Origin of the sequence: Leminorella grimontii ATCC 33999 = DSM 5078, assembly GCF_000439085.1 — a bacterium.
GTDB classification, from domain to species: domain Bacteria; phylum Pseudomonadota; class Gammaproteobacteria; order Enterobacterales; family Enterobacteriaceae; genus Leminorella; species Leminorella grimontii.
Genome location: NZ_AUUA01000004.1, coordinates 286,668 through 298,753, shown reverse-complemented (window position 1 = coordinate 298,753; position 12,086 = coordinate 286,668). Strand labels below are relative to the sequence as shown.

At 52.8% G+C, this 12,086-nt stretch carries 8 protein-coding genes; 5 read left to right on the top strand and 3 right to left on the bottom strand.

Going from position 1 to position 12,086, the window contains the following annotated elements; genetic code table 11:
• Positions 1 to 86: 86 nt before the first annotated feature.
• Positions 87 to 1,187 carry a YcbX family protein gene (locus tag G544_RS0110425; protein ID WP_027274546.1) on the top strand — a complete coding sequence of 367 codons (1,101 nt, stop codon included), beginning with the start codon at positions 87 to 89 and terminating at the stop codon, positions 1,185 to 1,187.
• A gap of 64 nt (positions 1,188 to 1,251) precedes the next feature.
• On the opposite strand, the gene G544_RS0110420 is transcribed toward G544_RS0110425, so the two are convergent.
• The 3 genes from G544_RS0110420 to pepN form a co-directional block, all read right to left on the bottom strand.
• A complete protein-coding gene (locus G544_RS0110420; protein WP_027274545.1) occupies positions 1,252 to 1,797 on the bottom strand; it encodes a cell division protein ZapC in 546 nt (181 codons plus the stop codon).
• A 271-nt stretch (positions 1,798 to 2,068) separates the two neighbouring features.
• Positions 2,069 to 3,088: a quinone-dependent dihydroorotate dehydrogenase gene (gene pyrD / locus G544_RS0110415; RefSeq protein WP_027274544.1), complete on the bottom strand. Its 1,020-nt coding sequence runs from the start codon at positions 3,086 to 3,088 to the stop codon at positions 2,069 to 2,071.
• 146 nt (positions 3,089 to 3,234) lie between these two features.
• On the bottom strand, positions 3,235 to 5,859 hold the full coding sequence (gene pepN / locus G544_RS0110410; protein ID WP_027274543.1) for an aminopeptidase N: 2,625 nt from the start codon (positions 5,857 to 5,859) through the stop codon (positions 3,235 to 3,237).
• A 524-nt stretch (positions 5,860 to 6,383) separates the two neighbouring features.
• On the opposite strand from pepN, the gene pncB reads away from it, so the two are divergent.
• The 4 genes from pncB to ompC (G544_RS0110390) all read left to right on the top strand — a co-directional run bounded on the left by pncB (position 6,384) and on the right by ompC (G544_RS0110390) (position 12,062).
• The gene (gene pncB, locus G544_RS0110405; protein ID WP_027274542.1) at positions 6,384 to 7,592 is read left to right on the top strand and encodes a nicotinate phosphoribosyltransferase; all 1,209 of its coding nucleotides are present in this window, start codon (positions 6,384 to 6,386) and stop codon (positions 7,590 to 7,592) included.
• A gap of 274 nt (positions 7,593 to 7,866) precedes the next feature.
• On the top strand, positions 7,867 to 9,267 hold the full coding sequence (gene asnS / locus G544_RS0110400) for an asparagine--tRNA ligase (protein WP_027274541.1): 1,401 nt from the start codon (positions 7,867 to 7,869) through the stop codon (positions 9,265 to 9,267).
• A gap of 293 nt (positions 9,268 to 9,560) precedes the next feature.
• Positions 9,561 to 10,667, top strand: a complete 1,107-nt coding sequence (ompC, locus tag G544_RS0110395) for a porin OmpC (protein WP_027274540.1) — start codon at positions 9,561 to 9,563, stop codon at positions 10,665 to 10,667.
• 309 nt (positions 10,668 to 10,976) lie between these two features.
• Positions 10,977 to 12,062 (top strand): porin OmpC, encoded by a 1,086-nt coding sequence (gene ompC, locus G544_RS0110390; RefSeq protein ID WP_027274539.1) that lies wholly within the window; start codon positions 10,977 to 10,979, stop codon positions 12,060 to 12,062.
• Positions 12,063 to 12,086 lie beyond the last annotated feature (24 nt).

The following is a 12,086-nucleotide window of genomic DNA, read 5'->3' as shown; positions in this document are numbered from 1 at the left end:
ACGTCGGTCAGGCCCGAAGCAAGTACGATGTGCTGGCAACGTTCGGCAACATCCAAACTGTACGCTATCAATACGGAGCTTTACGCGTGGTTACTCTATCTCGTTTATATGTACATCCCGTCAAGTCCATGAGAGGGCTGGAACTCTCCCACGCACAGGTGCAGGCCGGCGGTCTGGCTTTCGACCGCATATTCATGATTACTGACCCCGCGGGCACGTTTATCACCGCTCGCCAGTACCCTCAGCTCGTTTGCTTCACGCCCGCGCTGCTGATTAACGGCGTATCCTTAACCGCGCCGGACGGCCAGAACAAGACCGTGGCTTTTAACGACTTTTCTGCCAAACGATCGCCGACGGAAGTTTGGGGCAACCACTTTACCGCCCACGTTGCGCCAGACGAGGTGAACCGTTGGCTGAGCGGTTACTTAAATCGCGACGTACAGCTGCGTTGGGTCGGGCCGGAACTTACGCGTAGGGTAAAGAACCGCCCGGAGGTCCCGCTGGGATTCGCCGACGGTTTCCCCTACCTGCTGATCAATGAAGCCTCTTTCCAGTCCCTACAGGCGCGCTGCCCGGCGAATATCGTTATCGAACAGTTCCGCCCTAACCTTATTGTGCGCGGCGCAGCGCCCTTCGCCGAAGACGAATGGCAAACGATACGCATCGGCGAAGTGATTTTCGATCTGGTTAAACCCTGCAGCCGGTGCATTTTAACCACGGTGAATACGCAAAGCGGCCGCAAGCACCCGCAGGAAGAACCGTTACGCACCCTGACGCAGTTCAGAACGGCGGAAAACGGCGACGTCGACTTTGGTCAAAATATGATTGCCCGCAACCAGGGCGTTATACGCCTTGGCGACGACATTGAGATATTGGCGACTCACCCTCCCCGCGTTTACCGCTCGTCCGAGCTGGACACCGCTGAGCGGATACGAGAAGCGCCCAAAGACGTCGTTATCAGCTACGGCGAACGCACCTTTGTCGGCAACAATCAGCAGGTACTGCTTGAGCAACTGGAGCAAAACGGCATTCAAATCCCCTACTCTTGCCGCGCCGGCATTTGCGGCTGCTGCCGCATCAAGCTCAATGCGGGAGAAGTAAACCCGTTAAGGAAAGGGGCGATTAAACGCGACGGCTCCGTTCTGGCCTGCAGCTGTGTGCCTAAAACCAACGTAGAGCTGGCGTGACTTAACGCGTAAGGAAAGTAAAACGCCCGCAAGTGCGGGCGTAAAACTAACGGAAACGTTCAGGTTAACCGACCTGAGCGAAAGGAATGTGGGCCTGCTCGAACTGAACGCTAAGCATCCTGTCGTGCATCACTTTTATTGCATCACCCAGCTGCAGGCACTTTCCCGCCATCATCATGGAGGGCTGCGCCACCAGGCACAGACTGGCGTTTTCACCCGCGTCCACGACCAGCAGCAGCGCCGGCTGCCCGTTTTCAATGATAGAAACGGCAACAATATCGCTACGCGCAGGGCGCAGTTCAAACGCCTGCTGCTCGAAATACCAGCTCTTGGGCATCAGCGGCTTTAAAAAACGGTGCGCCGCCAGCGCGTTCAGAGTCAGCTCCGCGCGCTGCTCATGAGTAAGAGAAAGGCTGCGGCAGCGTTCTTCCAGTTCAAAGAACAGCGCTGCGTCGTCAACACAGAATGCGGATTCGGTAAACGCATCGGGCGTTAACGTTTTGCCAGCAAAGCGCGAACGAAAAATCATATCGTTGGATAAATCCAACATTAATCGATCGTGTTCACTGTCAAAATACCAGCGCCAGTTATCGTCTGGCTTAATCCTCATTGCTTTTTCCTTAAACTCATCCCGTCATACTTCAAGCTGCACCCAGCATACCCGCAACTCAAATTATTCTGGGTATATAACAAACGAAACTTATCTTTTCATCCCTCAAAATATGAAATGGCAAATCAATATCGGATGAAAAGATACCGTTTATATCTCACTATAATTAATTTGAGGGGTAAACGCTTTGAATATAGAACAACCAGAGGAAAAAATAAACCCCTGGTTGCTTATTAATAAGAAATAATTTATATCCCCGTCATACTTCAAACTATTTAGGGGACAAGCCGTTCACAATTTCTTTTACCAATCCCGGTCCTTTAAAAATAAATCCAGAATAGATTTGAAGAAGTGTGGCGCCTGCGTCTAATTTTTCCTTTGCCGCTTCAACAGAATCAATTCCCCCTACGCCAATAATGGGCAACCGCCCGTTCAGCTCAGCGTAGAGGCGAGCGATAGTCGCGGTGCTCTTGGCGCGCAGAGGCTTACCGCTCAGCCCCCCTGCCTGCTCGCTGTTCTTTAACCCAATAACGGACTCGCGATCCAACGTCGTATTTGTTGCAATTACGCCATCAATATTATGTCTTACTAAACTATCGGCTATTTGGATCAATTCATCTTCAGAAAGATCCGGCGCGATCTTCACTGCGATCGGAACGTATTTCTGATGCCTGCTGCTTAATTCACTTTGCTTTAACTTGATCGCGCTTAATAGATCGTCAAGCGCATCGCCATATTGTAACGATCGCAATCCCGGCGTATTGGGCGACGATATATTAACGGCGATATATCCCGCATAGGAATATACTTTATCCATACAAATCAAATAGTCGTCTTTCCCCTGCTCTACCGGCGTCACCTTATTCTTACCGATGTTAACACCGATAATTCCCTGAAAGCGTGTTCTTTTTATATTCTCAACCAGGTTATCTACGCCAAGGTTATTGAAGCCCATTCTGTTGATCAGCCCCTCGGCAGAAACGATCCTAAACAGCCTCGGCTTATCGTTTCCCGGCTGTGGCTTTGGCGTTACCGTCCCTACTTCGATCGCACCAAATCCCAGCGCGCCCAGCGCGTCAATGCACTCACCGTCTTTATCAAGACCGGCAGCAAGGCCAAGCGGATTTTTAAAAGTGAGCCCCATACAGGTGACGGGCTTATCGGGAACATTTTGCTGAATAAGACACTGAAGAGATGTGCCGCTGATGCGGCGTAAATGGCGAAAGGTAAACTCATGAGCGTGCTCAGGATCGAGCTGGAACAGCGCTTTCCTGATGAAAGGGTAAAACATACTCTCTCCTTAATCCGGCGATTAACCGGGGCGACATTATTCAGCATTCGCCGATAAAAATAAATCAATAATCCTTAAAAATAATGCGTGTTATATAATTAAGCCGGCACAAATGCCGGCTTAATTCAGCTTCTCAAGCGCTTTAACTACTCGGTTCCGAGCGCTTTGCCAATCTTCTCAAACAGATCGCCAGAAAGGTTTTCTATTCCTTTCAGACGCTCAAGAGATCTTCGCATCAGCGCTTGGCGATCTGCATCATAGCGCCCCAGGCGGATCATCGGCTCGATAAGCCGTGCGGCCACCTGCGGGTTACGCTGGTTGAGATCCACCAGCACGTCGGTCAGGAACTCGTATCCCGATCCGTCCTTCGCGTGAAACGCCGACGGGTTAGTTGAGGCAAAGGCGCCGATGAGGGAGCGGATGCGGTTAGGGTTATTCATACTGAAAGAGCGATGGTTCATCAGCGCCTTCACGCGCTGCAAAACCCCCGCTTCCGGGCTGGAAGCCTGCAGAATAAACCACTTGTCCATAACCAGCCCGTCCTGATGCCAGCGTTCGTCAAATTCCGCCATCATGGCCGCGCTGCACGGCAGCTGTGCCGCAACGGCCGCCGAGAGCGCCGCCAGCGAATCCGTCATATTATTTGACTGCGCATACTGTCGGCTTATCAGGCCATCGGCAAAGTCACGATCGTCAACAAACGCCAAATAGCTCAGGCAGACGTTGCGCAGCGCTCGCTTGGCAATGTCTTCATGATCGATGCGATATTCATCGGTTCCGTTAGCCAGATAAACCGCTAGCCATTCAGCTTCCATATCCTGCGCCAAACGCTTGAGCATGGCGCTTCGAACCTGGTGTATCGCATCAGGATCGATGATATCAAACGGCTCAGACATCTCATTTTCCGACGGCAGCGTCAGGATCTGCGCGGCCAGCGCGGGATCCAGCGTATCGCTCAACAAGACGGCGCGGAAGGCGTCCACCACGCTATCCGGCAGCGTAAACGCTTCACCCTTCTGTAAACGCAGAACGTTTTCCCCTATGTGCTTGGCAAGCAGCATTTGCGCCGCGTCCCAGCGGGAAAATTCGTTGGTGGCGTGCTGCATCAGGAAGGCCAGCTGCTCGTCGGTATAGGGGTAATCCAGCTTAACCGGCGCAGAGAACTCCCGCAGCAGAGAAACCACCGGACGCTGCGGCACGTTGTCAAAGACGAACGTTTCGCTCTCTTTCGTCACGTTTAATATAGAAGAAGAAAGATTTTGACCGTTAATCGACAGCGGAATAACCTCCCCTTCGCGCCCATAAAGCTCAACGTCTAGCGGTACGTGCAGCGGCAGTTTTTCGGCCTGATCTTGCGTCGGCGGCGTCATCTGGCTTACGGTCAGGCGGTACTGGCGCTTCGCTTCATCATAGTCATCGCGCACCGTCAGGCGCGGCGTGCCGGACTGGCTGTACCAGCGGCGGAACTGGGTAAGATCGATGCCGGAAGCCGTTTCCATCGCCTCGACAAAGTCGTCGCAAGTCGCGGCGGATCCGTCATGAAGTTCAACGTAGCGGCGCATGCCCGCCTGGAACTTCTCTTCGCCCAACAGCGTGTGCATCATGCGGATCACTTCCGACCCCTTCTCATACACGGTAAGCGTATAGAAGTTGTTCATCTCGATCACTTTTTCAGGGCGGATCGGATGCGCCATCGGGCTTGCGTCTTCGGCAAACTGCGCGCTGCGCATCACTCTGACGGCGTCAATGCGGTTAACCGCCCTTGACCCCAGATCCGAACTGAATTCCTGATCGCGAAATACCGTCAGCCCCTCTTTAAGGCTAAGCTGGAACCAGTCGCGGCAGGTGACGCGGTTACCGGTCCAGTTGTGGAAATATTCGTGGCCAATCACCGACTCGATGTTGAGGTAGTCTTTATCCGTCGCCGTTTCCGCCTTCGCCAACACGTACTTGGAGTTAAAGACGTTCAGGCCTTTGTTTTCCATGGCTCCCATATTGAAGAAGTCGACAGCAACAATCATGTAGATATCGAGATCGTACTCCAGGCCAAAGCGCTCTTCATCCCAGCGCATGGAGTTTTTCAATGACGTCATCGCCCAACCGGCGCGATCCAGATTGCCGCGATCGACGAACAGTTCCAGCGCGACCTCTCGCCCGGAACGAGTAACAAATTTATCTCTCAATACGTCGAAGTCCCCGGCCACCAGCGCAAAAAGGTAACAGGGTTTTGGGAACGGATCCTGCCATTCAACCCAGTGGCGGCCGTCGGCCAGTTCGCCCTGCGCCACTTTGTTCCCATTAGACAACAAATAGGGATAGGCCGCCTTATCCGCCGTAATGCGGGTGGTAAAGCGAGCCAACACGTCGGGGCGGTCAAGATAGTAAGTAATGTGGCGGAAGCCTTCGGCCTCACACTGCGTACACAGCGCTTCGCCTGAAACATACAGCCCTTCCAGCGCGCTGTTCTCTGCGGGGTGGATATCGTTAACGACGTGAAGCGTAAATCGGTCGGGGACGTTGTTTAGCGTCAGAGCGCCCTCGTGCAGCAGATAGTCGCTCCAGGGCTTGCCGTCAACGCTTATGGAAATCAGCGTCAGGTTCTCACCGTCGAGCACCAGCGGCGCTTGCGCATCGCCCCGTCGCTCAATGTGACTCACCGCGCTTATTCGCGTTGTGCTCGGCGCCAAGTCGACGTCCAGTTTGATGTCGGTAATAATGAAGTCCGGTTTACGATAATCGTGGCGATACTTCGCCTGAGGCCTGTGCGTCATAAAAAACCTATTGTGTTCAACCCAATGATGATCTGAGTCTATGCTTCTTGCCGTAGAGTTGCAAAACTCCATACGCTTCATCCTTCAAGCTGCCTCTTCGTTGGCTGCAAATACTCGGCCCATCCATAGGCCTCGCCCTTACGGGCCGCCGCAAGCGGCGTTCAAATCTGCTCCAGGCAGATTTGTCGCTCACCCCAGGAACTTACTTATGTAAGCTCCTGAGGATTGATGAGACGCTCCTGCCTCTCGACCTGCGGCCCGCCTTCGGTGGAGCAAATTCGTTCCCGACGAATTTGTCTCTCACTTGCCGCCTCGATGGAGCTTGAATGATATTGTGTATATGGTGGAGAAAACGAGAAAAACAATCATTCCTTTACTACATTAAATTATCCCCTTTTCTTTGGTCCCGTGGCCGCAAGATTATCGATCCACTGAATTTTCTACCTTTATTACGACGCTATTAAAGGTATACTCTCTGGACCTTTTCAGCGATCCACCCAACGTGAGAAAACGCGAATCGCAACATGAAACAGCAGGCCAGCCCCATTCTTACCTCGTTATTGGATACCGATGCCTACAAGCTGCACATGCAGCAGGCGGTTTTTCACCACTATCGCCATACGACCGTTGACGCCGAATTTCGCTGTCGCAGCGACGATCTTTTGGGAGAATACGCGGACGAAATCCGACAGCAAATCGCGCTGATGGAAAACCTATCCCTGACGGAGGAAGAGTATCGTTATCTCTCTTCGCTTCCCTTTTTTAAGCAGGACTATTTGACCTGGCTAAAGTCGTTTCGCTTCGACGCGTCCCAGGTTCAAGTCACAAATCGTCACGGCAGGCTGGAAATTCGCATCAGCGGCCTTTGGTACGAGGCTATTTTATGGGAAGTGCCTTTACTTGCCGTGATTAGTGAAACGATACACCGGCACAGAACGCCTGAAACAGGCGTTGAATCGGCGCTATCCCACCTGCAGGAGAATCTGGCGCGCTTTTGCGACAGGTATGCCCACATTGACCTGTCCGGCTTTCGTATTTCCGATTTCGGCACGCGCCGGCGCTACAGCAAAGCGGTTCAGGAAGCCATCGTTAGCGAGCTTCAGCATTCGTTCTCTCCTTATATGATGGGAACCAGCAACTACGATTTAGCGCGTCGGCTGGGCCTGCCGCCCATCGGCACTCAGGCGCATGAGTGGTTTCAGGCGTTTCAGCAAATAAGCCCCGTTCTGGCCAACAGCCAACGCGCCGCGCTACAGGGGTGGCTTGACGAGTATCCCAACCAGTTAGGGATCGCGTTGACGGACTGCATCACGATGGACGCCTTCCTCCGCGACTTCGGCCTGCCCTTTGCCAACCAGTATGAGGGGCTTCGCCACGACTCGGGAGACCCGTTCGAGTGGGGCGAAAAGGCCATCTCCCACTATGAAAGTTTGGGTATCGATCCCATGACTAAAACGCTGGTGTTCTCCGACAGCCTGGATCTGGACAAGGCGCTGGCGCTTTACCAACGCTTCTATCAGCGCGTTAAGCTGGTGTTCGGCATCGGCACGCGCTTAACCTGTGATATCCCCGGCGTTAGTCCGCTCAACATTGTGATTAAGCTGGTGAAGTGCAACGGCAAGCCGGTCGCCAAGCTGTCGGACAGCCCCGGAAAAACCATCTGTCAGGATCCGGCGTTTGTACAGGCATTGCATAAGGCGTTCAATTTGCCTTTGGCGAAATCGCTTCGTTAAGAAGCGCGTTTTCCATATACAAAAAATAAAAGCCGCCTTTCCTCTACAAAACCTCTACAAAAAGGCGGCTTTTTTTAGTACCTTTAGCAAGGCGCTAAATATTCGGTTTAATACCCTATATTCTTCACTGTGACAGCCTCGCTCCGTGCTGAGGCCTAAACGAGCGTTTTCAATCGCCGGCTTCTTCGGCAAATAAAAATACGTCGCCTATCGTTTAATACGACGGTATGGCGGTCATTACACAGTTCAGATTAACACCATAAGAGAGAAAGTTATGAGCGTAGTGCCTGTAGTCGATGTACTGCAAGGGCGCGTAGCGGTTGACAGCGAAGTCACCGTACGCGGCTGGGTGCGTACCCGGCGTGATTCTAAAGCCGGTATTTCCTTTCTAACCGTTTATGACGGTTCCTGCTTTAATCCGTTACAGGCGGTCATCAATAATTCTCTGCCCAATTATCAGGACGACGTGCTTCGCCTGACGACCGGCTGCTCCGTGGTCGTTACCGGCAAAGTCGTCGCCTCTCCGGGCGAAGGCCAGCCCGTTGAACTGGCGGCAAGCCGCGTAGAAGTGGCCGGCTGGGTGGAAGATCCGGATACTTACCCGATGGCGGCCAAGCGCCACACCATTGAGTATCTGCGCGAAGTCGCGCACCTGCGTCCGCGCACCAACATTATCGGCGCCGTCGCACGCGTTCGCCACACGCTGGCGCAGGCGCTGCACCGCTTCTTTGACGAGCAGGGTTTCTTCTGGGTATCAACGCCGATCATTACCGCTGCGGATACCGAGGGCGCCGGTGAAATGTTCCGCGTTTCTACGCTGGATCTGGAAAACCTGCCGCGTACCGACAAGGGTCAGGTTGACTTCAGCGAAGACTTCTTCGGCCAGGAGTCTTTCCTGACCGTTTCCGGCCAGCTCAACGGCGAAACCTACGCCTGCGCGCTGTCCAAGATTTATACCTTTGGCCCGACGTTCCGCGCGGAGAATTCCAACACCAGCCGCCACCTGGCGGAATTCTGGATGGTAGAGCCCGAAGTGGCGTTTGCCGACCTGAACGACATTGCGGCGCTGGCGGAAGCCATGCTGAAGTACGTGTTTAAAGCGGTGCTGGAAGAGCGCCCCGACGACATGGCCTTCTTCGCCGAGCGCGTTGACGCCGAAGCCGTGACGCGCCTGGAGAAGTTTGTCACCTCCGACTTTGCGCAGGTCGACTATACTGACGCTATCACCATTCTGCAAAACTGCGGCCAAACGTTTGAGAACCCGGTAAGCTGGGGCATCGACCTCTCTTCCGAACACGAACGCTATCTGGCCGAGAAGCACTTTAAAGCGCCGGTCGTCGTGAAGAACTATCCGAAAGATATCAAAGCGTTCTATATGCGCCAAAACGAAGACGGCAAAACCGTCGCCGCGATGGACGTACTGGCGCCGGGCATCGGCGAAATCATCGGCGGCTCTCAGCGCGAAGAGCGTCTGGAGCAGTTCGACAAGCGCCTGGCCGAGCTGGGAATGAACAAGGAAGACTATTCCTGGTATCGCGACCTGCGCCGCTACGGCACCGTGCCCCACTCAGGGTTCGGCTTGGGCTTCGAACGGCTGGTAGCCTATGTCACCGGCGTACAGAACGTTCGCGACGTGATCCCATTCCCAAGAACGCCGCGCAATGTCTCATTTTGACGCTTCTTTACAGAAGATTGTTTTTTAAACAATCTTTCAAGCGGCCGCCCCTGGCGGCCGTTTCAATTTTCCAAAGTTAGACCTTTATCACAAAGTTCCCTCAAATCCACATCCTGAAATACATCTTTTCCCCTTGTAACTTGTTTGCGATATTAGTAGCATTTAAAGGCTAGATTAACTGCTTCGCGAGTGAAAGACTGCGGGTGGCTAATAAATGGCATCTAACGTTACCGGCTTTAGTCGGAAGCAGTGGCAGATGCGATAAAACAACTCCAATGAGGGAAGTTAATAAAATGATGAAACGTAAAATTTTAGCAGTGGTAGTTCCGGCTCTGTTAGCAGCAGCTGGTGCAGCAAACGCCGCTGAAGTCTATAACAAAGACGGTAACAAGATTGACATCACCGGTAAGATCCAAGGGTCTCACTATTTCTCTGATGGCAAGGGCAGCGATGGCGACAAGACCTACGCTCGTTTCGGCCTGCGCGGTGAAACTCAGGTTAACGATCAAGTTACTGGCTACGGCTACTACCAAACTGAACTGAACGCTAGCAAAGGTGAAAACACCGGCGGCAACTCTCAGAAAACTCGTCTGGCCTATGCAGGCCTGAAAGTGGGTGATGCAGGCTCCATCGACTACGGTCGTAACTACGGCGTTCTGTACGACATCGGTGGCTGGACTGACGTTCTGCCTGAGTTCGGTGGCGACTCCTTCCAACAAACTGACGTCTTCATGACTCAGCGTGCTGGCAACTTGGCTACTTACCGTAACAAGAACTTCTTCGGTATGGTTGACGGCCTGAACTTCGCCGTTCAGTACCAAGGCCGTAACGATACGAGCGATCATGACCGTAACGGTCAAAACCGCAACGGCGACGGTTGGGGTATGTCTTCTACCTATAACTTAGGCAATGGCCTGTCTTTAGGTGCTGCGTATGCATCATCTGACCGTACCGATCAACAAACTGGTGATGGTCGTGGCGATCGCGCTGATGGTGTAGCCGCTGGCCTGAAGTATGACGCAAACAACATTTATCTGGCAGCAAACTATAGCCAGACTTACAACATGACCGTGTTTGGCGACAGCACCAGCAACGTTGCTAACAAAACTCAGAACTTCGAACTGGTTGGTCAATACCAATTCGATTTCGGTCTGCAGCCGTCTCTGGCTTGGGTTTACTCCAAGGGTAAAGACCTGCAGTACACCGGTACTAACGGTAAGCAATACAACAGCGAAGAGCTGGTTAACTATGTTGACGTAGGCGCTACCTACTACTTCAACAAGAACATCTCTACTAAAGTTGACTACAAAATCAACATGCTGGACGACAATGCCTTCACCAAAGCTGCTGGCATCATGACTGATGACGTAGTAGCCGTTGGTATCGTTTACCAGTTCTAATTTCGCTTAAGCGAAGTGATGAATTTAAAAAGCGCTCTTCGGAGCGCTTTTTTATGCCTTTCATATTAGTTCACTACGCCCCCATAAAAAAATGTAACAATTTTTCAAAAAAATAATAACGCAAATTGCAACAATTTCTCTGTTAGGGTCCATTATTTAATTGTCAGCACTAAACGAAGTACGGTTTGGCTGGCAGCCTATGCAACCGCCGCAAATAGCATCGTCTCCCGATAGGAGAATGCATCACGCACCCCGTTGCATAGCGGTCGACAATAAATGCGATAGAAGGCGTTCAGTGGAGAAATTGTTATGAAACGTAGAATACTAGCGATAGTCATACCGGCCTTGCTGGTCGTTGGTTCCGTAAACGCGGCTGAAGTTTACAACAAAGACGGCAACAAGATTGATATCACCGGCAAAATCCAGGGTTCCCACTACTTCTCTGACGCTAAGGACAGTGACGGCGATAATACCTACGTGCGTTTCGGCCTGCGAGGTGAAACGCAGGTCAATGAGCAGATTACCGGCTATGGCTTTTATCAGGCGGAGATGAACGCCAGCGATTCAGAAGGCGACAACGGCCAGAAGACCCGCTACGCCTACGCCGGCATCAAGGTCGGCGATGCCGGCTCGCTGGACTATGGCCGTAACGACGGCATTCTGTACGACATCGGCGGCTGGACCGACGTGCTGCCTGAGTTCGGCGGGGATTCCTTCCAGCAAACCGACGTCTTTATGACCCAGCGCGCGGGAAACCTGGCGACCTACCGCAACAGGGACTTCTTTGGCCTGGTTGACGGCCTGAACTTCGGCGTTCAGTACCAGGGCCGCAATGACTCCGGCGATCGCAACGGCTCTGACCGCAACGGCGACGGCTGGGGGATGTCAACCACCTACGATTTGGGCATGGGCCTGTCTCTGGGCGCCGCTTACGCGTCATCGGACCGCACCGACACGCAAACCTCTGACGGCGAAGGCGATCGCGCAGACGCAGCGACCTTCGGCATCAAGTATGACGCCAACAACCTCTATTTGGCCGCCATCTACGGCCAAACCTACAACATGACGCGATATGGCAGCGACTCCGACTACGTCGCCAACAAAACGCAGAATACCGAACTGGTGGCTCAGTATCAGTTCGACTTCGGGCTTCAGCCCTCGCTGGCGTGGCTGTACTCCAAGGGTAAGGATTTGAACTTTACTACAGGGACTCAAACCTACAGCGATGAAGAGTTGGTGAACTACATCGACGTAGGCGCGAACTACTACTTCAACAAAAACGTCTCGGCTAAGGTTGATTATAAAATCAACATGTTAGACGACAATAACTTTACTAAAGCGGCGGGCATCCCGACTGACGATGTGGTTGCCGTCGGTATCGTTTATCAGTTCTAGTTTCGCTTAATCTAATAGGCCTAA

Bases quoted from the DNA above. Each gene is read 5' to 3' on its own strand.
- pyrD (WP_027274544.1), bottom strand. From the start codon at position 3,088: ATGTTTTACCCTTTCATCAGGAAAGCGCTGTTCCAGCTCGATCCTGAG.
- G544_RS0110420 (WP_027274545.1), bottom strand. From the start codon at position 1,797: ATGAGGATTAAGCCAGACGATAACTGGCGCTGGTATTTTGACAGTGAA.
- ompC (WP_027274540.1), top strand. From the start codon at position 9,561: ATGATGAAACGTAAAATTTTAGCAGTGGTAGTTCCGGCTCTGTTAGCA.
- pncB (WP_027274542.1), top strand. From the start codon at position 6,384: ATGAAACAGCAGGCCAGCCCCATTCTTACCTCGTTATTGGATACCGAT.
- asnS (WP_027274541.1), top strand. From the start codon at position 7,867: ATGAGCGTAGTGCCTGTAGTCGATGTACTGCAAGGGCGCGTAGCGGTT.
- ompC (WP_027274539.1), top strand. From the start codon at position 10,977: ATGAAACGTAGAATACTAGCGATAGTCATACCGGCCTTGCTGGTCGTT.
- pepN (WP_027274543.1), bottom strand. From the start codon at position 5,859: ATGACGCACAGGCCTCAGGCGAAGTATCGCCACGATTATCGTAAACCG.